The sequence below is a fragment of the Streptomyces sp. NPDC054796 genome, from assembly GCF_053611545.1.
The window spans coordinates 102,081-124,700 of record NZ_JBSHAO010000020.1 but is presented as its reverse complement, the minus strand read 5'-3'; the positions used below and the strand labels follow the sequence as shown (position 1 = coordinate 124,700).

Below are 22,620 nucleotides of genomic sequence, written 5' to 3'. Positions count from 1 at the left end.
ACACCGGTTTCGTTGATGTAAAAAGGCGCTCCGACCAGCATCTTCATCGTCCCAGATTTCCGGGGCCCCGCCCGCACGTAAACCAGGACAGTTGGGTATGCTGCGATCCCAGCACGACAATTCGGCACAGCACGCACCGAACACGGCGAGACCACATGGCTAAGAGCACCTCGTTCAGCACCCGCGACATCGGCATAGATCTCGGCACGGCCAACACCCTGGTCTATGCCAGAGGGCGTGGGGTGATCCTCAACGAACCCTCCGTCGTCGCCGTCGACTCCCGCAGTGGAAAGGTCCTCGCCGTCGGCACCGAGGCCAAGGAGGCGGTGGGCCGCACCCCCGGCACGATCACGGCGACGCGCCCGCTCAAGGGCGGCGTCATCACGGACTTCGAGGCGACGGAGGGGATGCTGCGGCACTTCATCCGCGCGGCGAAGGTCGGCCGCGTCCGCTCCCCGCGCGTGATCGTCTGCGTGCCGAGCGGGGTGACGGGCGTGGAACGGCGCGCGGTGCTCCAGACCGCGACGCGGGCCGGGGCACGGTCCGTGCACCTCATCGAGGAGCCGATGGCCGCGGCCATCGGCGCCGGGCTGCCGGTGCACGAGGCGCGCGGCTCGATGGTCGTGGACATCGGCGGCGGCAGCACGGAGATCGCGATCATCTCGCTGGGCGGCATGGTCGCGTCGCACTCCGCCCGTATCGCGGGGGACGCGCTGGACGCGGCCATAGCGTCGTACATCGAGACGCACCACGCGATGGCTGTCGGCGAGCGCACGGCGGAGGAGATCAAGATGTCCCTCGGCACGGGTGAGAGCTTCCCCGTGCGGGGGCGGGACAAGAACACGGGCATGCCCAAGACCGTCGAACTGGACGCGGCGGCGATCGAGGAAGCCGTGGAAAAACCGGTCACCGCGATCATCGACGCGGTACGCACCGCGTTCACCGAGTGCCCGCCCGAACTGTACGGCGACATCATGGAACGCGGCATCGTCCTCACCGGGGGCGGCGCGCTGCTGCACGGGCTGGACGAGCGGCTGGCGGAGGCGACGGGGATGCCGGTCATCGTCGCCGACGAGCCTCTGGGCTGCGTGGCCGTGGGTACGGGGCGCTGCCTCGAGGAGTTCGACAAACTGGGCTCGGGGGCGGTGGCGTAACAGCCCCTTCGCGGGGCTGCGGAAGGAAACGGGGGGTTCGCCCTTCACGGGGGTGTTGCGCGGGACGGTTGGCCGGTGTGGTGGGTGCCGTAGGGTCCCGCGCTGGGTTTGTGGGGTTCGCCGCCGTTTTCGGGTGCGGGTCGGTGGCTTCGGTGCGGTGTGTGGTTGCGGTGGGGTGCGGCTGGCGCCGCGTGGTTCTTGGCTTGTGCCGGTGGTCGTGTGGGGTTGGTGTGTGGTGGGGGTCGGTGCCGCGCCGGGGTGTCTCCTCGGGCGGCGACAAGTGCGGGTCTCGTTTACGGGTTTCCCCCGGCACTCGTCGCCACCACTTGCGGGGACACCCCACCACGTCCCCTCCCACCCGGTGGCCAACTAACGGCCGGTGACCCCTCCGCTTGTTGCCATGCCGTGTGCCCGCATCTCGCGGTACGGGCCCGGCCAGCATTGTTGTGGGCAAGCGTCCCGCAGGCGAGGGGGCACCTCCCGGCGGTAGCTGGGGAGGGTGGGCACAACCCGTGCCACCGGACCGCAGCACGCGAACGAAACCCCAAGAGGGCACCAGGCAAGGCGCACCCCGTGAAGGGGTCAGCGACCAGCGGACGCAGTCGCCGACGCACGTTCCGTTGCGGCGATTGTCGCGGAGCCCACCACGCGCGTGCCGTCGTACAGCACGATCGCCTGCCCCGGCGCCACCCCGCGCTCGGGCTCACTGAACCGAACCCTCAGCACACCAGCACGGTCCAGTTCCGCGCTGACCTCGGTCTCCCCGCCGTGCGCACGGAGCTGAGCCGTGTAGTTTCCCGCCCCCGCCGGAGGCGCCCCGCACCAGCGGGGCCTGACGGCCGTCAGCGCGATGACGTCCAGCGCGGCGGCGGGGCCCACGGTGACGGTGTTGTCGACGGGCGAGATGTCCAGGACGTAGCGGGGCTTGCCGTCGGCCGCCGGGTGACCGATGCGCAGGCCCTTGCGCTGGCCGATCGTGAAGCCGTACGCACCCTCGTGCGTGCCCAGCTTCTGTCCGTCCTCGTCGACGATGTCGCCCTCCGACCTGCCGAGACGGTTCGCGAGGAAGCCCTGGGTGTCGCCGTCCGCGATGAAGCAGATGTCGTGGCTGTCGGGCTTCTTGGCGACGGCGAGGCCCCGCCGCTCGGCCTCGGCGCGGATCTCGTCCTTCGTGGTGAGCGTGTCGCCGAGCGGGAACATGGCGTGCGCGAGCTGCCGTTCGTCCAGCACCCCGAGCACATAGCTCTGGTCCTTGGCCGCGTCGCTCGCGCGGTGGAGTTCGCGGGTGCCGTCCTCGCGGGTGACGACGGTGGCGTAGTGGCCTGTGCAGACGGCGTCGAAGCCGAGGGCGAGCGCCTTGTCGAGGAGGGCCGCGAATTTGATCTTCTCGTTGCAGCGCAGGCACGGGTTGGGCGTGCGCCCCGCCTCGTACTCGGCGACGAAGTCCTCGACCACGTCCTCACGGAAGCGTTCGGCGAGGTCCCACACGTAGAACGGGATGCCGATGACGTCGGCGGCGCGGCGCGCGTCGCGGGAGTCCTCGACCGTGCAGCAGCCGCGCGCGCCCGTACGGAACGACTGCGGGTTGGCGGAGAGGGCCAGGTGGACACCGGTGACGTCGTGTCCTGCTTCGGCGGCGCGGGCGGCGGCGACGGCGGAGTCGACGCCGCCGGACATGGCGGCGAGCACACGGAGACGGCGCGGGCGGCTGGGGGTGTCAGTCATAACCTCTCCAGGGTAGACGGAACCGCCCGGCCACTCGCGGGCGTTATGCGGAGCATGGAACGGATCTCTCGGCGCGCCCTGGTCCTCGGAGGTGCCGGCGCGGTGGCGTTGGGCACAGCAGGGGCGCTGACCTGGGACAAGGGCTCGCGTCTGTGGTGGCGGCTGCCCGGCGTGGACAAGCAGCGAACGGAAGGTGAGGTCGATTACCCCGGTGCCAAGTGGGTCCCCGCCTCGGCGGCGAACCTCCGCACGGCGGACCGCCCCGATGATTACGCGGTCGACCGCATCGTCATTCATGTGACCCAGAGCGATTTCGCGACGGCCGTCAAGGTCTTCCGCGATCCCCTGCACGCCGCCGCCGCGCACTATGTCGTCCGCGCCAGTGACGGGCACATCACGCAGATGGTGCGGGAGCTGGACGTGGCGTTCCAGGCGGGGAACCGCGCGTACAACGAGCGGAGCATCGGCATCGAGCACGAGGGGTTCGTGGACAAGCCGCAGGATTTCACGGCCGCGATGTACGAGTCGTCGGCGCGGCTCTCGGCCGACATCTGCGCCCGCTACGACTTCCCCGTCGACCGCGAGCACATCGTGGGCCACGTCGAGGTTCCGGGCACCGATCACACCGATCCGGGGCCGCACTGGGACTGGGACCGGTACATGGATCTCGTCGCGCGCAGCCGTAAGAACGTGCCGGGGGCGCGGCACCGGAAGGCCGTGGAGTAGGCGGCGCGGCGGCCTCGTAGCAGCCTCGCGGAGGCGTCGGGCGAGGTGAGCGAGGGGGTTCGGGCGTGGGGTACGGGGCAGGCTTTTCCCGACGATCTGTCGGCAAAACATTGACTTAGGCAAGCCTAAGTAGGAGAGTGCACGGAGAACGCCCCGTGTTCCCCGCACGTCGCGCCGCCGCTTCCGCACCGGAGGGTGACCTTGTCCGTATCCGACGCCATCCCGTTCTCCACGCTGATCCGGACCGCCTCGCACGAGCAGCACACCGAGGCGGAGAACGCCTCGTTCATGTCGGAGATGCTCGGCGGCAGGCTGGGTGTGGAGGCGTACGCGCGCTACACCGAGCAGCTCTGGTTCGTCTACCGCGCCCTGGAGGAACCGGCGGAAGCCCTCGCCGGTGACCCGGTGGCCGGCCCCTTCATCCGGCCCGGCCTCTTCCGGCTGCCCTCGCTGGAGCGGGACCTGACCCACATGTACGGCGGCGAGGGCTGGCGCGGGAGCGCCGCGCCACTCCCGGCCACCGCCGCCTACGCGGCCCGCGTCGCCGAGCTGGCCCGCGAGTGGCCCGGCGGCTATCTCGCCCACCACTACACCCGCTATCTGGGTGACCTCTCCGGCGGTCAGATCATCCGGGGCACGGCGGAGAAGACCTGGGGCTTCGCGCGCAAGGGTGACGGCGTGCGGTTCTACGTCTTCGAGGAGATCGCCAACCCGGCGGCGTTCAAGCGCGAGTACCGCGCGCTGCTGGACGCGGTGCCGGCCGACGATCTGGAGAAGCAGCGCATCGTGGACGAGTGCAAGCACGCCTTCGCGCTGAACACGGCCGTCTTCCACGAGCTGGGCGATCACTTCCGCGTGAGCGCCTGAACCGGCGCGATGAGGGCACCCGGGGCAACTGGAGCACCCGGACCCCTGCCGCCACACCGGGCCCGGCGCTCACGCGCATCACGGGCCCCGCACGGCTCCGCCGCCCCTGTGGCGGCGGATGCGACGGCGCATGCTGGTCGCGCCGCCGCGTGAGGAGGGCTGACGGTCCAGCCCTCCGGCCGTACGCCGTGGGTCTTCCAGGCCCTGGGCCCACGGCGTACGGCCTCCGGACACACGACGGGCCGGTCCCGGCCGCTGCGGCAGGGACCGGCCCGTCGGTGACCGGAGAGATCAGTTCATTTCCAGGTCACCGAACACGAGGCCCGTGTTGAGGCTGTCCTCGTAGTCGACGCGGATGCTCTCGTCCTGGTTACCGGCCTCGGTGTCGTGGTCACCTTCGTACCAGCTACTGGTCGACGAGTTGTGGCTCAGTGCGTTGTTGTCGTCGCCGTCGGCCTGCGCCGAGGCGGTGCCGAAGGCCGCGAGCCCGAGAATGGCGACGCCCACGACGAGGGGGCGGAGTGCAGTACGCATGCGGAACAACCTTCCATGAAGGGGACGAACGCTTCCCAATCTCCGCGAACCTCATGTATCGCGCGAATTGACACGCTAATAGGGCGAAAATCTGACCCCGTTCGGCCCAATGCCCCCGGTGGCCCCCATGAGACCGAACAACAACGCCGACAACCCCGACGAGGGTCAGGCCCTAGCTGAGGCCCGCGCTGCGGGCCCGCTCCACCGCAGGCCCGATCGCCTCGGCCAGCGCCTCCACGTCCGCCTTGCCCGAGCTGTGCCCGAGCGAGAAGCGCAGCGTCCCCCTGGCGAGCCGGGGGTCGGCGCCCGTCGCGAGCAGCACGTGACTGGGCTGGGCGACCCCGGCCGTGCAGGCCGAGCCCGTCGAGCACTCGATGCCCTGCGCGTCCAGCAACAGCAGCAGCGAATCGCCCTCGCAGCCTGGGAAGGAGAAGTGCGCGTTGCCGGGGAGCCTCCCCTCCGGGTCCGGGTCCCCGTTGAGCACCGCGTCGGGCACGGCGGCGCGCACGGCGTCGATGAGCGCGTCCCGCAGCGCGGACGCGTCGCGCGCGAAGTCCGCGCGCCGCTCGGCCGACAGCTCGGCCGCCGTCGCGAAGGCGGCGACGGCGGGCACGTCCAGGGTTCCCGAGCGCACGTCGCGCTCCTGTCCGCCGCCGTGCAGCAGGGGCACGGGCGCGTACTCGCGCCCCAGCAGCAGCGCGCCGACCCCGTACGGGCCGCCGATCTTGTGCCCCGTCAGCGTCAGCGCGGCGAGCCCAGAGCCGCCGAAGACGACCTCTTCCTGGCCGACCGCCTGCACCGCGTCGGAGTGCAGCGGCACCCCGAACTCCCCGGCGACGGCGGCCAGTTCACGCATCGGCATGACGGTGCCGATCTCGTTGTTCGCCCACATCACGGTGGCCAGCGCCACGGTGGAGGGGTCCCGCTCGACGGCCTCGCGCAGCGCGTCCGGGTGCACGCGCCCGTAGGCGTCGACGGGCAGCCACTCGACGGTGGCGCCCTCGTGGTCGGCGAGCCAGTGGACCGCGTCGAGGACCGCGTGGTGCTCGACGGGGCTGGCCAGCACCCTCGTGCGGCGCGGGTCCTCGGCGCGACGGGACCAGTAGAGGCCCTTCACCGCGAGGTTGTCGGCCTCCGTGCCGCCCGAGGTGAAGACCACCTCGCTCGGGCGCGCGCCGAGCGAGGCGGCGAGCGCTTCTCTCGCCTCCTCGACGGTGCGTCGCGCTCGCCTCCCCGAGCCGTGCAGCGAGGAGGCGTTCCCGACGACGGCGAGCTGGGCCGCCATCGTGCGCACCGCCTCCGGGAACATCGGGGTGGTGGCGGCATGATCGAGGTAGGCAGAGTGGGCCATGATGTGCTCGATTCTACGAGTCCCCGGCGCGAACGCGCCGGTCGCGACCACGGGCCGGACACCCCGGAGGGCGGTGGCGGACGGCGGCGGACGACGGCGGACGCGCCGGATCCGGGGCGCCTGGTGCCTGTTAGCCTCTCGGGGCCGCCCGACCGTCAAGATCGTGACGCGGCGCACGGATCGTCACACGGTGCACAGCGCACGGGCCCCGCGCGGGCGCGCGGACCGTACACACCGGGACACACACCGGGACACATCGGGGGAGAAGCGGAATGCCACAGATACGGGCACTGAGCAAGGGTGCGCGGATCACGGGAGGCGTCTTCGCCCTCCTGTTCGCGCTCCAGACCTGGTCGTGGGTGGTGTACGACATCGCCAACCTCGGCTTCGGCACCTGCTGGGACATGTGGGCCGGAGCCGTCAGCGCCGGGGGCGGGCCGCATCTGGAGGCCATGCCCGCGACGACCGCGACGGACCTCGGCCTCGGACTGCTCCAGCTCGCCGCCGTCTTCGCGGCGTTCACCGGCGCCTGGACGTCGGGCGGGCTGCTCACCGTGATGGCCGCGCTGACCTTCTCCTACCGGCTGCCGGTGATCTGGCACGCGGGCGCGCACACCCGCTCGACGCCGTTCTACGTCTTCCCCCGCTTCTTCGGCGACTCCTCGCTCGACGTCGCGATGGCCACCAGCGCCCTGTCCACACTCCTCACCCCCGTACTGTTCATCGTGCTGCTGGCGGGTATACGCCCCTGGCCCGCTCCCCCGCGCCCCACCGCCCTCGTCGGCCCTGACGGGCTGCCCGTCCAGCCCGCGCAGGAGCCCGAACCGCCACTGCCGAGCGAGTCGCCGCAGCACCCGACGGGCCCCGGCGCCGCCGTGGCCGGGGGCTACCTCGCCGTACTGTGCGCCTTCAGCCTGGGCTGGTGCGTCTATCTCCTGATCGACACCGACTTCCAGACCTGGCTCTCGCTCCTCACCGGCGAACACGCCCTCTTCGCGCTGCTGGACGTGGCCCCCGTCTGGGACTGGCTGACGCTGGCTCCGCTGTGCGCGGTCGGTGCGCTGCTGGCCATGACGCGACGGGTCTCGGCGCGCGGCTACTCGCTGGGCGTCGCGCTGGCCTCGCTGCCCGTGGCGCTGCTGGCGCTGTGGGGGCTCGTGGAGCGGGGCGCCCTGTTCACACTGGGCGAGGAGGGGCAGATCGCGAGCGTGTTCACCAAGCTGGAGCTGTTCCTGACGGTGGTGGGCGGCGTCGCGCTGATCGTGCTGGCGGTGCGGCCGGGGGTGGCCGCGCAGCCCGGTGCTCCGCTTCCGGCGGGGCCGATGGGGCCCATGGGGCCGATGCCGATGGGTGCGCCCGGTCCGATGGGTCCGGGACCGATGGGGGCGCCGGGACCGATGGGGCCGGGGCCCATGGGTACCGGCCCTGGCCAGGCGGGGGCGCCGCCGTTCCCGCAGCAGCAGCCGCCTCAGCCGTACTTCCCGCCGCAGCAGCCCCCGGCGGCCCCACAGACCCCGCCCCAGGGCGGCGGCTTCGGCCCGCCGCCACCGGGAGCGTAGGCGCCGCGCCCTTTCCCGTACGTACGCCCGCACACGGCCGCCGCACACCTGCGCGAGGCGGCGTACGTACCCGAAGATACGTCCCCCGTTCCGCGACGCGGCCCGGCGTACGGGAGCACTCTGGTCCCTTGAAATCCCGTCGCACGGGGGAACCTTCACGCAGGGGGACGGAGCACCGATGACGACACGTGCTTTCTGGATCGCGACCTTCGAGCGCATGATCCGCACGTTCGCGCAGACCCTGATCGCCTCGCTCGGCCTGGAGTCGACGGGCATCGTGGACGCGAACTGGGCCGACGGCCTCTCCCTCGCCGGGAGCGCCGCCGTGCTGGCGCTGCTCACCGCGGTGGCCACGTCGGGCGGTACGCACGACGGTCCTGGCCTCACCGAGCGGCCGGCGCCCAAGGGGGCGCCGAAGCCGGTGGGCCCGGCCTGACCCGACCGCGCCTCGGTCCCCGCCTCAGCCCTCCTCGAAGACCAGGTCAGTGGGCGGGCGGTTCATGCGCACCGTGCTGTCGGTGACGTCCACGACGGTGCCGAAGCCCGTCGACTGCCCGTTGGAGATGATGAAGAGCCGGTCCTCGCGCTGCTCCAGGTAGTCCTTGAACCCGGCGAGGGACACGTCGCCGTCGTTCAGCGCGAAGTAGTCGGCGAGCCGCCGGAACAGCTTGGGGAGGAGCACCGCGTCCTCGGTCAGCGAGTCGACGCCCTGGATCTTCGCCCCCCGCTGGGTGTCGTCGCCCGGCCACAGCCCCTTGCCCGCCTCACGGGCCGCGTCCGACGCCGCCGTCAGCGCCTCGCGCAGATCGACGAAGAGCTTGCGGTAGTAGGTGGGATAGGCCAGGCCCTCGGCGATCTGATGGTGGTTCACCGTCTCCTTGAGCAGGTCGGCGTCCACGACGATGTCGTCGCCGCTGCGCCCCGGGGCGTCGCCGCGCCCCGCGAGCGCGACGCACCTGCCGTACTTGTCGGCGCCGCGCGTCAGCACGTAGCCGGGGCTGTGCTCGGGGCGCGCGCTGGTCACGATCCCGCGCTCGTCACGCTCGACGTCCTCGAACCCCAGCCACCCCAGCAGCGAGGCCGCGCCCTTGTCCCCGAACTCCCGCGGCTGGTGCAGCTCGCGCCCGTGCTCGGGGCGGTAGTGCGTCTCCAGCGCGTCGATGGCGTCGAGCCTGAGCTGGGCACCGCCTGAGCGGTTGTGGCGTATTCGCCCGGGGACCTTCCGCCACTGGTCGGGATTGTCCGGGTAGAACCTCACGGAGTCCCCGTCGGGACTGGCCCCGACGACCCGGTACTCACCCTTGATCACGAGCATCGGCATAACTGCCCCCTGCTGCCCTGGTGCCCTGCCGCGGCCTGAACCGGCGCTGTCAGCGCGTCGGTTTGCCTGGATGTGCCTCGATTGCAGCACAGGGACGGGTGTCTGCCCAGGTGTCGCGCGGCAACGGGACGCGGACCGTGGTGCGGGGGGCCAGGGTCGGGCTCGTAGGGTTCGTCGAGTGAGGGAAAGCATCGTCTTCGACGTCGGCGAAACCCTTACCCGCGACGACCGGTACTGGGGTTCCTGGGCGGACTGGCTCGGCGTGCCCCGGCACACTCTCTCCGCGCTCGTCGGCGCTGTCGTCGCGCAGGGCCGTGACAACTCCGACGCGGTGCGTCTCGTGCGGCCCGGCATCGACATCGACATCGATGCCGAGCGCGCCGCGAAGGAGGCCGCGGGGGCGGGGGAGCAACTGGACGAGACGGACCTGTACGAGGATGTACGGCCGGGCCTGGCGGCACTGCGCGACGCCGGGTACGGGGTGCACATCGCGGGGAACCAGACGGCGCGGGCGGGCGCGCTGTTGCGCGGGCTCAGCCTGCCCGCCGACAGAAGACCTGTCGAACTACGCGGCCTGGTGCCACGCCGTGTGAGCCCCACGCATACGGGCGACGGCAACTGCTACCGCTTGTAGCAGTTGCGGCAGTCGACGCTGGCCAGTCCGGGCAGCTCAGATCCGTGATCGCGGTCTGGCCTCAGCCCCTGTTCTCGGCCTGGAACATCCAGTGGTGCTTCTCCAGCTCGCCGATCATGGAGATGAAGATGTCCTCGGTCACCGGGTCCACCTCACCGACCGACTTCATGCGCACGCGCGCCTTGCCGATGACCGCGCTCAGGGCGCTGACCATGGCCTGGACCGCGTCGGTGTCCTGCTGCCAGCCGTCCTTGACCTTGTCGATGACGCTGCCCGAGGCCACGGAGGCGGCGCGCCCGTCGGGGGAGATGCCGACGGCCGAGGCGCGTTCGGCGACCGTGTCGGAGTAGCCGCGGGCGGTGTCGACGACCTCGTCGAGCTGGAGGTGGATGGACCGGAAGCGCGGGCCGACCACGTTCCAGTGGATCTGCTTCGCGACGAGGGAGAGGTCCACGAGGTCCACCAGTGCGCCCTGGAGCGCCCCACCGACGATCTTGAGGTCCTCTTCCGGAAGTGTGCTCTTGACTGCGTTCGCCACGACGGGATCACTTTCTCTCGAATGTCACCTTCGCCACCCAAAGTACAGGTATCACTCGAAAATAGGACAACCGGGGCCGCTGTCCCGCTCCCTACACCCCCAGCAGCAGCCCCGCGAACCGCTCCACCCGCGCACGCCCCGCCGCCAGGGCGCCCCGCTGCCGCTCGTCGTCGCCGGGTGGCCCGGTGAGGGTGAGGACGAGGCGGGCGCCGTGGCCCGTGCCCACCGTGAACTCCCACCGGACGCGCCCGCCGGGGCCACCCCCGGCCAGCCACTCGCGCTCCAGGAGTACGGGAGGCTCGGCGGCGGTCTCTCCGCCCAGGGGGAACAGCTCCGCGTCCACCTCCGGGTCGAGCCGTTCCCAGGCGACCTCGGCCGGGCGCACGAGCTGCCGCTCGAAGCGGACCTGCCAGCCGCCGCCCGGCAGCACCGAGGAGACGCCCTCGGACAGCGCGAACTCGCGCACGTAGCGCTCGTGCGTCGCGGCCATGTCGTCCGGGTCGCCCTCCGGGACGGGCTCGCCCGAGAGCAGCGCGGCCAGCCCTGCCATGCAGGCGCTCCAGCCGGTGGCGAAGCTGGCGGCGCCGTAGCGGTCGTCGAAGGAGTGGAGGAGGGTGAGCACCGAACCGCCCTCCCCCTCCGAACCGGCCACCCCGCCCACCCCGCCCGTCCCGTCCGGGGCGACCTCCCAGCGCAGGTGGTCGCCCTCCCACGTGAAGGCGAAGACGCGCGGCGGATCAAACTCGGTGACCTCGCCACCCGTCGCGGGCTCCTCGCCGGGGAAGGCGAAGGCGACCCCGCCCCCGACGAAGGGTTCGGCCTCGACGGCCGCCGGGAACCAGTGCACGAGCTGCTCCGGCTCGGTCAGCGCGCGCCACACCTTCTCGGGCGGATGGCCGAGCCGCCGCTCCAGCCGGATGGCCGGGCGGGCACCCCCGGTGCGCAGCTCGTCCTTCTTCCTGCCCGTACGGGCCGACGCCGGTCCGCCCCGGTCCGCCTGCTCCCTGTTCCGGTCCTCGTTCATCGGTCTGCCTCGCATGGGTTCGGGGTCGGGGGACGGGCGTGCTCCGGCCCGTCCAGCATCGCGCCCCGCGCGTGTCCCGTCGCGTCGAAGGGGCCTGTTGCCGCCGCCCCGCGTACCGCCCTTGGCGTGAATCTTCGGGTGAACGTCATTTACGACAATGGTCCGGTCCCCTCCCCCACCCCACCCTGGGAGGCATGACCGACGACTGGAACCTGGACCGCACCTACGACAGCTCCTCGGGCACGGTCCGCTGGGCCACCTTCGGCACGCCGGGAGACCCGCCCGTCGTGCTGCTGCACGGCACCCCGTGGTCCTCGTACACCTGGCGCGGCACGGCGCGCGCCCTCGCGCCGCGTCACCAGGTCTTCGTCTGGGACATGCCGGGCTACGGGCACTCGGCCAAGCACGAGGGCCAGGACGTGTCACTGGCCGCGCAGGGCAGGATCTTCGCCGGGCTGCTGGCGCACTGGGGCCTTACGCGGCCCGCCGTGTTCGCGCACGACTTCGGCGGCTGCGTCGCACTGCGCGCCCATCTGCTCCACGGGGCACGGTACGAGCGCCTCGCGCTGGTCGATCCGGTGGCCCTCGCGCCGTGGGGGTCGCCCGCCTACCGGCTGCTGGGCGAGCGGGCCGAGGTGTTCGGGCAACTGCCGCCCGCGCTGCACGCGGCGCTGGTGCGCGAGTACATCCGCTCGGCCAGTCGCCACGGGCTGCACCCAGCGGTGCTGGACCGGCTCGTCGCTCCGTGGCTGGGCGAGGCGGGCCAGAGCGCCTTCTACCGGCAGATCGCGCAGAACGGCCAGCGCTGGACGGACGAGATCGAGGGCCTCTACGGGCAGGTCGAGCCGCCCGTCCTCATCTGCTGGGGCACCGCCGACACCTGGATCCCCGTGGACCGGGCGCGCCGCCTGGCCGGGCTGATCCCGGGCTCGCGGGTCCGGCTCGTCGAGCGCGCCGGCCACCTCGTCCAGGAGGACGCCCCCGCCGAGCTGACGGCCGCGCTGCTGGGCTTCCTGCACGAGGCCGGGTAGCCGACGGGGCCGGGAAAGGGCAGGGGCCCCTCCGACGGCGAGACCGGACACCGTCGGCGGGGCCCCTCCCGGCCCGGCGCGCTCAGCCTCAGCGGCGCTTCTTCAGCGTCAACGCGTCAGCTCAGGCGCCGACGTCACTTCAGCGCCCGCGCCAACTGCCGGGCCTGCGTGACGAGACGGTCCTCGCTGTCCCAGATCTCCGTGTCCTCCTCCAGATAGCCGCCCGCGAGGTTGCGGGTGGTGATGGAGACGCGGAGCGGCCCGGGCGCGGGGCGGCAGCGGACGTGCACGGTGAGTTCGACGGTGGGGACCCAGCCGCTGAGCCCCAGCTCGAAGGCGGTGGGCGGCAGCGCGTCGACGGCCATCAGCAGGGACAGCGGGTCGGCGTCGCGCCCGTCGGCCAGGCCGAACCAGGCGCGCATCTCCCCCTCGCCGCTGGGGGCTCCGACCGCCCAGCCGCAGGTGGACGGGTCGAGCCGCAGATCGAGCCGCTTGCCCATCTCGGGGCCCGCGTCCTCGCCGCCGGGCTGGTCCTTGGTGCTGAAGCACTGCTCGGGCGGCGGAAAGGCCGGGGGCTTCGCGCTCGTACGTACGTCGTCGGGCAGCGCGTCGAGATCGCCGTAGGTGGCGATGACGCGGATGCGCTCGACCTCCTCGCCGTCCTCCTCCGTCTGGAAGAGCCCCGCGGACCCTGTGGACAGGGTGCGGCCGACGCGCGCGGTGTCCGTACGGATGACGGCGGGTCCCGCCGTGGACGCGGTGAGGTAGTGCGCGCTGACGGTGAAGGGGTCCGGGTGGGGCAGCGCCTCGCCGAGCGCGCGGCAGATGACGGCCAGGAGGTAGCCGCCGTTGAGCGCGTGCCCGATGGCCCAGCCCGGGGAGAGGCTGACGTCATAGACGCCGGGCTCGCGCGGATGGATCGCGGTGTCCCGGTCGAACTCGCTGCGGCTGAGGGTGGCGTCGGACATGTACCGCACGGTACACGTAAATGTTACCCGCCGGTAGTCCGATGTTGGACGACCTCCGCCGGGCTTTCCCAAACGGCCCCCGCGCCCCTTTCCCGTACGTAACATGGTCCGCCCCCTCGGCCGCACGGCTGTGCGGCCGTGCCCCGTACGTCCGCTCCACTCGGAAAGGGGCGTCATGTCCTCCTTCAAGGGCGCCGCACCGCAGTACATCGACGGCGAGTGGCGCCCCGGCGCGGGCGCCTGGGACATCATCGACTTCGACCCGTGGACCGGGGAGAAGCTGGCCGCGTTCACCGTCGCCACCGCGCGGCAGGTCGACGAGGCGTACCGTGCGGCCGAACGCGCCCAGCGCGACTGGGCCGCGGCGGGCCCCTACGCGCGGCGCCCCGTCTTCGAACGGGCGATCCGCCTCATCGACGAGCGCGCCGCGGAGCTGACCCAGGCCATCGTCAGCGAAGTGGGCGGCACCCACGTCAAGGCGGCCTGCGAACTGCGCCTGGCCAAGGAATTCCTGCGCGAGGCGGTCCGGCTGGCGCTCGGCCCACAGGCCCGCATCCTGCCCTCGGTCACCGACGGTAAGGAGAACCACGTCCACCGCGAGCCGGTCGGGGTGGCCGGGGTCGTCAGCCCCTTCACGTTCCCCTTCCTGCTCTCCCTCAAGTCCGTCGCGCCAGCGCTCGCGCTCGGCAACGCCGTCGTCCTCAAACCCCACCAGAGCACCCCGGTCGTCGGCGGCGTGCTGGTGGCCAGGATCCTGGAGGACGCGGGGCTGCCGCCCGGTGTCCTCAACCTCGTCGTCACCGACATCGCCGAGATCGGGGACGCCCTCCTCGACCACCCCGTGCCCAAGGTCATCTCCTTCACCGGCTCCGACCGCACGGGCAGACACGTGGCCGCCGTCGCCGCCAGCGGCTTCAAGCGCTGCGTACTCGAACTGGGCGGCAACAGCCCCTTCGTCGTGCTGGACGACGCCGACGTCGGCTACGCCGTGGACGCCGCCGTCTACAGCCGCTTCGTCCACCAGGGGCAGGGGTACGCGTGCGCCGGCAGGGTGCTGGTGCACCGCGCCGTGTGGGAGGAGTTCACCGGCGCGTTCGTCGAGCGGGCCCGCGCGCTGAAGGCGGGCGATCCACGGGACCCGGAGACCGTGATCGGGCCGCTCATCACCCCCGCGCAGGCCGACGCCGTCTCCGCGCTCACCGCGCAGGCCATGGCCGAGGGCGCCACGGCCCTGCTGCGGGGGCGCGTCCGGGGCTGTCTGGCCGAGCCGACGGTACTGACGGACGTGCCCGAGGGCTCCGCCGTGCTGCGCCAGGAGATCTCCGGGCCCGTGGCTCTGCTGATGCCCTTCGAGGACGACGAGGAGGCGGTCCGGCTCGCCGACGACACCCCGTACGGACTGGGCGGTGCCGTGCACACTCGGAACATCGAGCGCGGGGTCGCCCTGGCCCGACGCGTGGAGACGGGGATGTTCCACGTCAACGACGCGACCGTGCACGACGAGCCACTCGTCCCGTTCGGCGGCGAGAAGAACTCCGGGCTCGGGCGGCTGAACGGGGACGCGGCGCTGGAGGCGTTCACCACCGAGCGCTGGGTCTCGGTCCAGTACGGCCGCAGCGGCTTCCCCTTCTGAGCCTTGCCCCGGGCCGCCTCGCGGACCCGGCACCGTACCGCTACCCCTCGTCGGCCGCCGTGCTGTGGCGGCGCCAGGCGCGCGGGGCACGCCAGCCGTAGGTGAGCGCGAGCAGCCGCAGCACGAAGCCGAGCGCGGCGGCCAGCGTCATGGTGAGCGCGTTCAGTTCGTCGAGGTGGATGAGCAGCGCGACGGCCGAGGCGCCGACGACGGCGGGCACGGCGTAGATCTCGCGGTCCCAGCGCAGCAGCGAGGGCACCTCGTTGGCGAGCACGTCCCGCAGCACCCCGCCGCCCGCCGCCGTGGCGAGGCCCAGCGCGGCCGAGGCGGGCAGTCCGAGCCCGTACTCGTGCGCCTTGATCGTGCCGGTGACGCAGAAGAGGCCGAGCCCGGCCGCGTCGAAGACGTTGACCGCCTTGTTGATGCGCTCGACGTGCGGGTGCAGGAAGAAGACGAACACGGCCGCGATGAGCGGGGTGACGAAGTAGCCGAGGTCGGTGAAGGCGGCGGGCGGTACGGCGCCGATGACGACGTCGCGGAAGAGGCCGCCGCCGAGCCCGGTCGCGGCTGCGAGGGTCGCGATGCCGAAGACGTCGAAGTTCTTGCGTACGGCGAGCAGCGCGCCGGAGATCGCGAAGACGAAGATCCCGGCGATGTCGAGCCAGTGCTGCACGTCCGGGTCGTAGAGGTGGTCCACCTGCCCTTTTCTACACGGCTTCCGCGGAGGCGCGCGTTCCGCGCAGAGCAGGACCGCCGCCGCCCCCGCCCCCGCCGCGGCCACAGCGGGGACGGCGGCGGGGGCGCGGCAAGGGCGTTACGCCGTCACGAGCGGCTTGCTGTCCTCGGGCCGCTGGTCCTCCGCGTTCTCGGGGTGGTGGCACGCGACCTCGTGGCCGGGCGCCAGCGCGACCAGCGGCGGTTCCTCGGTCTTGCAGACCTGCGTCGCCTTCCAGCAGCGGGTGTGGAAGCGGCAGCCCGACGGCGGCTTGATCGGCGAGGGCACGTCGCCCTGGAGCAGGATGCGCTCACGGCCGCCCTGCTTCTTGCGCCGCGGGTCGGGCACCGGCACGGCGGACAGCAGGGCCCTGGTGTACGGGTGCATCGGGGACGCGTAGAGCGAGGCGCGGTCGGTCAGTTCGACGATCTTGCCGAGGTACATCACCGCGATCCGGTCCGAGACGTGCCGGATGACCGAGAGGTCGTGGGCGATGATCACGTAGGTGAGGCCCAGTTCCTGCTGAAGGTCGTCCAGCAGGTTGACCACCTGCGCCTGGATGGAGACGTCGAGCGCGGAGACCGGCTCGTCGGCCACGACCAGCTTCGGGTTGAGCGCGAGGGCGCGGGCGATGCCGATGCGCTGGCGCTGGCCGCCGGAGAACTCGTGCGGATAGCGGTTGTAGTGCTCGGGGTTGAGCCCGACCACCTCCAGCAGCCGCTGCACCTCCTTCTTGACGCCGCCCTCGGGCGAGACGCCCTGGAGCTTGAAGGGCGCGCTGACGATGGCGCCGACCGTGTGCCGGGGGTTCAGCGAGGAGTACGGGTCCTGGAAGATCATCTGGACGTCGCGGCGCATGGGCCGCATCCCGCCGACGCCGAGGTGGGTGATGTCCCGCCCCTCGAACTCGATCTTCCCGTCGGTGGGCTCCAGCAGCCGCGTGATCAGCCGCCCCATCGTGGACTTGCCGCAGCCCGACTCGCCGACGACGCCCAGGGTCTCCCCCGCGCGCACGTCGAAGTCGATGCCGTCGACCGCCTTGACGGCGCCCACCTGGCGCTTGAGCACGCCCTTGGTGATGGGGAAGTGCTTCTTCAGCCCGGAGACCTTCAGCAGGGACTCGCCCGGCTCCGGCTCGGCCTTGGTCCCGGCCTCGCCCCTCGTCTGTTCGGGGCCCCTCGTCTGTTCGGGCATGGTCATCCGCTCGTCCTCGCTCGCGCCGCTCACAGCTTCGGGGCAATCTCTTCGTTCCAGATCCGCTCCCGGTCCTCCCGGTCCATGTGGCAGGCCGACAGATGGCCCGCGCCCACGTCGCGCAGCTCGGGCCGCACGGTGCGGGTGACGTCGCCCTTGGGCACGTCGGCGTACGGGCAGCGCGGGTTGAACGCGCAGCCGTCCGGGATGTTGATCAGGCTGGGCGGGGAGCCCTTGACCGGGATGAGGCGTTCGGTCTGGTCGCGGTCGATGCGCGGCATCGAGCCCAGCAGGCCCCAGGTGTAGGGGTGCTGCGGCTCGTAGAAGACCTGCTCGGCCGTGCCGTACTCCACGCACCGGCCGCCGTACATCACCAGGATGTCGTCGGCCAGCTCGGCGACGACGCCCAGGTCGTGGGTGATGATGATGACCGCGGAGCCGAACTCCTTCTGGAGGTCCCTGATCAGGTCGAGGATCTGGGCCTGGACGGTGACGTCCAGCGCGGTGGTGGGCTCGTCGGCGATGAGCAGCTCGGGGTTGTTGACCAGCGACATCGCGATCATGGCGCGCTGGCGCATGCCGCCGGAGAACTCGTGCGGGTAGCTGTTGACGCGCTGGTCCGGCTGCGGGATGCCCACCCGGTCGAGGAGTTCGACGGCCCGCTTGCGCGCCGTCTTCTTGTCGACCTTGTGGTGGACGCGGTACGCCTCGACGATCTGCTGGCCGATGGTGAAGTACGGGTGCAGCGCGGACAGCGGGTCCTGGAAGATCATCGCGATCTCGCGCCCGCGCAGCTTGCGCACCTCGTCCGGGTCGCTGCTCAGCAGCTCCTTCCCGTCGAGCCAGATCTCGCCGGACATCTTCGCGCGTTGACGCCCGTACTGGCCGACCGTGTGCAGGCCCATGATGCCCAGCGACGTCACCGACTTGCCGGACCCGGACTCGCCCACGATGCCGAGGGTCTTGCCCTTCTCCAACTGGAAGGTCAGCCCGTCGACGGACTTGACGAGGCCGTCCTCCGTCGGGAAGTGGACGCGCAGATCGCGCACCTCCAGGAAGGAGGTGGGCGGGCGGCCTTCGGTCACGGGCTCGGCGACGGCGGAGGCACCGGTGCGGCTCAGCGCGTCCTCGCCCTCGCCGGGTGCCGCGCCCTTCGCGGGTGCCGCGTCCGCCGCCTCGGACGCCGTGTCCTTCTCGGTCACCGCCGGGGCCGCCTGTTCGGTCTGCTCGCTCTGTTTCTTGTCTTTCGGGTCTGTCATCCGAGCCTCACTCGGGGGTCGATCACGGCGTACAGGATGTCCACGATGAGGTTCGCGATGATGACGGCGGCCGACGTGATCAGGACGACGCCGAGGATCAGCGGCAGGTCCCGGTCACTGATCGCCTTGAGCACCGCCTGCCCGAGTCCGGGGATGCCGAACGTGGTCTCGGTGAGGATCGCGCCGCCCATCAGGGCCCCGAGGTCGATGCCCAGCAGCGTGAGGATCGGGGTCATGGTGGAGCGCATGGCGTGCTTGCCGATGACGACGGGCTCGGTCAGCCCCTTGGCACGCGCGGTGCGGATGTAGTCCTCGCCCATCACCTCCAGCATGGTGGCTCTGGTCATGCGGGCGTACATCGCCCCGTGCAGGAAGGCGAGGGTGATCCAGGGCAGCAGGAGCCCCCCGAACCAGGCCGTCGGGCTCTCGGAGAACTCGACGAACTCCCCGTCGACCCAGCCGAGCCCGTAGGAGAAGATCGCCAGCGAGAGCAGTCCTGTGAAGTAGATGGGCAGCGAGACGCCGCCGAGCGCGATGCCCATCGCGACGCGGTCCCACAGGGTGCCGCGCTTGAGCGCCGAGATGACGCCCGCCGCGATGCCGAAGATCAGCCAGATGATGGCCGCACCGACGGCCAGCGACAGCGTGACGGGGAAGCGGTCCTCCAGCGTGGGCCAGACCGCCTGCTCCGTGCGGAAGGAGTAGCCGAAGCAGGGCGCGGAGCAGTGGATCGTGTCCCCGCCGCCCGTGTAGTCGCGTCCGACGAGGATGCCGCGGACGAACTCGAAGAGCTGGACGAAGATCGGGTCGGCCAGACCCAGCTTCTCCCGTACGCCCTCGATCGCCGCCTTGTCGGCCTGCTTGCCGACGTACATGGAGGCGACGTCGACGCCTGTCCACTTCGGGATCAGGAAGAAGATGCCGAAGGTCACCAGCATGACGATCAGCAACATCACGATGACGGCGAACAGCCGCCTGATGAGATATGCGAGCACTGCACTCCGGCCCGTTGGCCGCCCGGCGGGGACCGCGCCCCCGGAGATCATCCGGGGGCGCGGTTCACCGGGCCACCTCCGCGGCCCTCACCTGCCCTTCGTGCCTAGCTACTAGCGGCGGGTGCGCCGACGGAACGTGCGGTCGGTCACTTCACGCCCAGGGAGGCGTAGTCGTAGAAACCGTTGTTGTTGGTGGTGGTGTAGACGTTGGTCAGCCGGGAGCTGCGCCACTTGATGTTCTTCTCGAAGACGAACGGCAGGTAGACGGCGTGCTCGGAGACCTTCTTGTTGATCTCGCTGTAGATGCCCGCGGCTTCCTCGGGCGTCTCGGCGGCGATGGCCTCGGAGAACATCTTGTCGATCTCCGGGTCCTTCAGCTCGCTGTAGTTGTTGTTCCCGTTGGGCAGGATGTACTTCGAGTGCACCAGCGGCATCATGTAGCCCTGACCGGAGGCGAAGTCCGGGCCCCAGCCCATGATGATGATCCCGTAGTTCTTCTTCTTGACCACGTCGGGGTTGCCGATGATGCCGGTGGTCTGGGCGCCGTCGTACTGGTCCAGCTCGGCCTCGATGCCGACCTTCTTCAGCGAGGCCTGGAGCGACTCGGCGGACTTGACCTCGACGTCCTTGTTGTTACGGACGGCGATGGTGGTCTTGAAGCCGTCCGGCTTGCCGCACTTCTTCAGCTCCTCCTTCGCCTTCTCCGTGTTCGGCTTGCCGTCGTTCTTGGTGGCGCCGTACGGGTCGTACGAGGGGTCGCTGCCCGGGACCGTCTTCGGCAGCATGTTGGTGCCGATGTCACCGCCCGCGAGGGGGCCGCCGCGCGCCGTCTGGAGCGACTTCTTGTCGGCTCCGTAGATCACGGCCTTGCGGCAGTGGATGTTGTCGAACGGCTTCACCGTCTGCGGGAAGACCGCGTAGCGGATGTAGCCGGTGCTCGGGTTGTCGATGTTGCCGCGGTGGTCCTTGATGGCCTTGGCGCGGCCGGCGGCGCTGAGGCCCGTGCCGTTGATGTCGACGTCGTAGTCACCGTTGATGAGACGGTTGTCCATCTCGTCGGCGTTGGTGATCAGACGGAGCGTGATCTTGTCCGGGAGCGCCTTGCGCACCTCGTCCGTCGACCGCTCCCAGTGCGGGTTGCGCACCAGCGTCATCGACTTGTTCGGGGTGTACGCCTGCCACTTGTACGGGCCCGCCGAGAAGGGCTTGAGGCCGTACTTGCCCTTGGTGTCCTTGTCCTGCCGGACGGGGGCGCCGGAGGGCATCGCGAGCATCTGCTCGAAGTCGACGTTCGGCTTCGGGAGCTTGAAGACGATGGTCTTGTCGTTCGGCGTCTCGATGGCGTCCAGACCGAGCTTGTCCTCGGACTTGTCCTTGTACGGGCCCTTGTACTTGCCGTCGGGGTCCAGGACGTCCTTGAGGTAGACCGGGCCGCCGGAGATGACGTCCTGCGCCCAGATGCGCTCGATGCCGTACTTGATGTCCTTGGAAGTGATGGGCTTGCCATCCTCCCACTTGATGTCGTCCTTGAGCTCGTACGTGTAGGTCTTCTTGTCGTCCGAGATCTTGGCGTTGGACTTGGCGAGGTCCGGGACCAGCTCTTCGCTCTCCTTGCCCGGCGCGGGCTTGGCGGTGATGAGCGTGCGCGTGTAGTACCGCGCGAAGTCCCACATGAAGCCGTAGTAACCGCGCTGCGGGTCCCAGGAGTCGGCGTCCTGGGTACCGATGTACTTGAGCGTGCCGCCCTTCTTGTCCGACGGGTTCAGCAGCTTGGCGCTCGCCTTGTTGTAGCCGGGCCCGCCCTCGCCGTCGCCGTCGCCGCCATTGCCGCCGCACGCCGCGGTGGACAGCAGAGCCGCGACCACAACGGCCGCCGCCGCGGCCTGTTTGCGCCTCGATGAGCGTTGAGTTGTCACGATCTCGCATCCTCCGTGTGGGTCACGGCCCGTGCGCTGCGCAGGGCCGGGGATTCGATGGGGCTGGCAGCCGCTCGCTTCATCAGCGGGTTCCCTTCGGGTCGAGGGCGTCGCGTACGCCGTCGCCGAAGAGGTTGAATGCCAGTACGGTCACGAAGATCGCCGCCCCGGGGATGATCATGAACATGGGGTCGGCCTCGTAGGTCTTGATCGCGTCGGACAGCATCTTTCCCCAGGACGCGGTGGGCGGCTTGACGCCGACTCCGAGGAAGCTGAGCGCGGCCTCGGTCAGGATGTTGGTCGGGATCATCAGCGTCATGTAGACGGTGATGGGCGCGATCAGGTTGGGCAGCAGCTCCTTGAAGAGGATGTAGCGCCGCCCGGCCCCGAGGCTGCGCGCGGCCTCGATGTACTCCCGCTCACGCAGCGACAGCGTCAGCCCGCGCACGATGCGCCCGATGTAGGGCCAGCCGAAGAGGCCGATGACGGTGACCAGGACGCCGATGCGCAGTCCCGTACCGCTCAGCCCGAACAGCTCGTTCGGCACGACCGAGATCAGCGCGATGGCGAACAGGAGCTGCGGGAACGAGAGGAGCATGTCCATCACGCGGCTGATGACCGCGTCGAGCCAGCCGCCGAAGTACCCGGCCATGGCGCCGAGCAGGGTGCCCAGCGCCACCGCGACGATGGCGGCGAGGAAGGCCACCAGCAGCGAGATGCGGGCGCCGTAGACGACCCGGCTGAAGACGTCGCGCCCGTTGACCGGCTCGACGCCGAACAGGAAGTCGGGGCTGATGCCGCCCCAGGCGCCCAGCGGGGTGCTGGTCAGCGGGTCGATCTTGTCCTCGTGGTACTCGTTCGGCGGGTGCCCGAGCAGGCCGACGATGAGCGGCGCGAAGATCGCCACCAGCACCAGGAACAGCACGACGCAGCCGCCCGCGAGGGCCAGCTTGTCGCGCTTGAGACGGGTCCACGCGATACGGCCGAGGGAGCGCCCCTCGACCGCCGTCCTGGCGACCTCGGCGGCTGCCTCCGCGTTCGCCGCGTCGGACACCGGGGTCGGCTCGTGGATTGGTGCCGTCATGGTGGTGAGAACCCCTTCTCGGCCGGTGGTGACCAGCCCACGTCCGCCGCTGTAGCGGCCAGTTCGCAAGCAGTTCGTACACAAGGCCGATGGCCCTATGGCTCGGGAGTCTTCAACGCGCTCACGATCACCCGCCAGACTTCAAGGGGAAAGGATGCGCAACTGTGATGTGACGCGACAGCTTCCGTTATGCGGACGGAAGTTGACGTTGAGCGGTGCCGGACGCGTGGGTATGTACGGTTCTGGTCCCCCTGCGCACAGACGATTCTCACCTTCCGGAAGAGGACGGGAAGGGGAGAGGGAAGGGGACGGGAAAAGCCCGGGAAGGGGCGCGGAAAGAGCCCCGGTAAGGGCCGGGAAAGGGCCGGGAGAACCGGGGAACCGGGGAAAGT

Annotated in this window: 20 protein-coding genes and 1 pseudogene; 8 read left to right on the top strand and 13 right to left on the bottom strand. The window is 70.8% G+C overall.

Annotated features, from left to right (window positions below; all coding sequences use genetic code 11):
- Positions 1–155 precede the first annotated feature (155 nt).
- Positions 156–1,154 carry a rod shape-determining protein gene (locus ACWGJ2_RS18885; RefSeq protein ID WP_453347246.1) on the top strand — a complete coding sequence of 333 codons (999 nt, stop codon included), beginning with the start codon at positions 156–158 and terminating at the stop codon, positions 1,152–1,154.
- 582 nt (positions 1,155–1,736) lie between these two features.
- Here the strand turns inward: ACWGJ2_RS18885 and mnmA are convergent.
- Positions 1,737–2,879 carry a tRNA 2-thiouridine(34) synthase MnmA gene (gene mnmA / locus ACWGJ2_RS18880; protein ID WP_453347245.1) on the bottom strand — a complete coding sequence of 381 codons (1,143 nt, stop codon included), beginning with the start codon at positions 2,877–2,879 and terminating at the stop codon, positions 1,737–1,739.
- A 45-nt stretch (positions 2,880–2,924) separates the two neighbouring features.
- On the opposite strand from mnmA, the gene ACWGJ2_RS18875 reads away from it, so the two are divergent.
- The gene (locus ACWGJ2_RS18875) at positions 2,925–3,605 is read left to right on the top strand and encodes an N-acetylmuramoyl-L-alanine amidase (RefSeq protein WP_453347244.1); all 681 of its coding nucleotides are present in this window, start codon (positions 2,925–2,927) and stop codon (positions 3,603–3,605) included.
- A 201-nt stretch (positions 3,606–3,806) separates the two neighbouring features.
- A complete protein-coding gene (locus tag ACWGJ2_RS18870) occupies positions 3,807–4,472 on the top strand; it encodes a biliverdin-producing heme oxygenase (RefSeq protein ID WP_453347243.1) in 666 nt (221 codons plus the stop codon).
- Between the two features lie 291 nt (positions 4,473–4,763).
- On the opposite strand, the gene ACWGJ2_RS18865 is transcribed toward ACWGJ2_RS18870, so the two are convergent.
- The gene (locus ACWGJ2_RS18865; protein WP_453347242.1) at positions 4,764–5,006 is read right to left on the bottom strand and encodes a hypothetical protein; all 243 of its coding nucleotides are present in this window, start codon (positions 5,004–5,006) and stop codon (positions 4,764–4,766) included.
- Between the two features lie 172 nt (positions 5,007–5,178).
- Positions 5,179–6,357, bottom strand: coding sequence for a cysteine desulfurase family protein (locus ACWGJ2_RS18860; protein ID WP_453347241.1), 1,179 nt, complete (start codon positions 6,355–6,357; stop codon positions 5,179–5,181).
- Positions 6,358–6,629: 272 nt separating this feature from the next.
- Between ACWGJ2_RS18860 and ACWGJ2_RS18855 the strand changes: the two genes are divergently transcribed.
- Both ACWGJ2_RS18855 and ACWGJ2_RS18850 read left to right on the top strand, forming a co-directional pair.
- The gene (locus tag ACWGJ2_RS18855; protein WP_453347240.1) at positions 6,630–7,916 is read left to right on the top strand and encodes a hypothetical protein; all 1,287 of its coding nucleotides are present in this window, start codon (positions 6,630–6,632) and stop codon (positions 7,914–7,916) included.
- 178 nt (positions 7,917–8,094) lie between these two features.
- The gene (locus ACWGJ2_RS18850; protein WP_453347239.1) at positions 8,095–8,352 is read left to right on the top strand and encodes a holin; all 258 of its coding nucleotides are present in this window, start codon (positions 8,095–8,097) and stop codon (positions 8,350–8,352) included.
- A gap of 24 nt (positions 8,353–8,376) precedes the next feature.
- Here the strand turns inward: ACWGJ2_RS18850 and ACWGJ2_RS18845 are convergent, their stop codons facing one another.
- Positions 8,377–9,237 carry a thermonuclease family protein gene (locus ACWGJ2_RS18845; RefSeq protein ID WP_453347238.1) on the bottom strand — a complete coding sequence of 287 codons (861 nt, stop codon included), beginning with the start codon at positions 9,235–9,237 and terminating at the stop codon, positions 8,377–8,379.
- 178 nt (positions 9,238–9,415) lie between these two features.
- Between ACWGJ2_RS18845 and ACWGJ2_RS18840 the strand changes: the two are divergent.
- Positions 9,416–9,787 (top strand): annotated as a pseudogene (locus tag ACWGJ2_RS18840) (hydrolase); the annotation flags it as partial.
- A 145-nt stretch (positions 9,788–9,932) separates the two neighbouring features.
- Here ACWGJ2_RS18840 and ACWGJ2_RS18835 read toward each other — a convergent pair.
- Both ACWGJ2_RS18835 and ACWGJ2_RS18830 read right to left on the bottom strand, forming a co-directional pair.
- Positions 9,933–10,409: a Dps family protein gene (locus ACWGJ2_RS18835; RefSeq protein ID WP_453347237.1), complete on the bottom strand. Its 477-nt coding sequence runs from the start codon at positions 10,407–10,409 to the stop codon at positions 9,933–9,935.
- Between the two features lie 91 nt (positions 10,410–10,500).
- A complete protein-coding gene (locus tag ACWGJ2_RS18830) occupies positions 10,501–11,433 on the bottom strand; it encodes an SRPBCC family protein (protein ID WP_453347236.1) in 933 nt (310 codons plus the stop codon).
- 194 nt (positions 11,434–11,627) lie between these two features.
- Between ACWGJ2_RS18830 and ACWGJ2_RS18825 the strand changes: the two genes are divergently transcribed.
- Entirely contained in the window at positions 11,628–12,464 is an 837-nt protein-coding gene (locus ACWGJ2_RS18825; RefSeq protein ID WP_453347235.1) for an alpha/beta fold hydrolase, read from the top strand.
- 134 nt (positions 12,465–12,598) lie between these two features.
- Here the strand turns inward: ACWGJ2_RS18825 and ACWGJ2_RS18820 are convergent, their stop codons facing one another.
- Positions 12,599–13,432: a thioesterase family protein gene (locus ACWGJ2_RS18820; protein ID WP_453347234.1), complete on the bottom strand. Its 834-nt coding sequence runs from the start codon at positions 13,430–13,432 to the stop codon at positions 12,599–12,601.
- 175 nt (positions 13,433–13,607) lie between these two features.
- On the opposite strand from ACWGJ2_RS18820, the gene ACWGJ2_RS18815 reads away from it, so the two are divergent.
- Entirely contained in the window at positions 13,608–15,065 is a 1,458-nt protein-coding gene (locus ACWGJ2_RS18815) for an aldehyde dehydrogenase family protein (protein WP_453347233.1), read from the top strand.
- A 40-nt stretch (positions 15,066–15,105) separates the two neighbouring features.
- On the opposite strand, the gene ACWGJ2_RS18810 is transcribed toward ACWGJ2_RS18815, so the two are convergent.
- From ACWGJ2_RS18810 to ACWGJ2_RS18785, 6 genes are all read right to left on the bottom strand, one after another.
- Positions 15,106–15,762: a trimeric intracellular cation channel family protein gene (locus tag ACWGJ2_RS18810; RefSeq protein WP_453347232.1), complete on the bottom strand. Its 657-nt coding sequence runs from the start codon at positions 15,760–15,762 to the stop codon at positions 15,106–15,108.
- Positions 15,763–15,879: 117 nt separating this feature from the next.
- Positions 15,880–16,980 (bottom strand): ABC transporter ATP-binding protein, encoded by a 1,101-nt coding sequence (locus ACWGJ2_RS18805; RefSeq protein WP_453347266.1) that lies wholly within the window; start codon positions 16,978–16,980, stop codon positions 15,880–15,882.
- A gap of 23 nt (positions 16,981–17,003) precedes the next feature.
- Complete coding sequence (locus ACWGJ2_RS18800; protein ID WP_453347231.1) at positions 17,004–18,233, bottom strand: ABC transporter ATP-binding protein; 1,230 nt, start codon at positions 18,231–18,233, stop codon at positions 17,004–17,006.
- Positions 18,230–19,228 (bottom strand): ABC transporter permease, encoded by a 999-nt coding sequence (locus ACWGJ2_RS18795; protein WP_453347230.1) that lies wholly within the window; start codon positions 19,226–19,228, stop codon positions 18,230–18,232. The genes ACWGJ2_RS18800 and ACWGJ2_RS18795 overlap by 4 nt, the downstream gene beginning before the upstream one ends.
- A 146-nt stretch (positions 19,229–19,374) precedes the next feature.
- Positions 19,375–21,144: an ABC transporter substrate-binding protein gene (locus ACWGJ2_RS18790; protein ID WP_453347229.1), complete on the bottom strand. Its 1,770-nt coding sequence runs from the start codon at positions 21,142–21,144 to the stop codon at positions 19,375–19,377.
- A gap of 82 nt (positions 21,145–21,226) precedes the next feature.
- Entirely contained in the window at positions 21,227–22,228 is a 1,002-nt protein-coding gene (locus ACWGJ2_RS18785) for an ABC transporter permease (RefSeq protein ID WP_453347228.1), read from the bottom strand.
- Between the last annotated feature and the right edge of the window lie 392 nt (positions 22,229–22,620).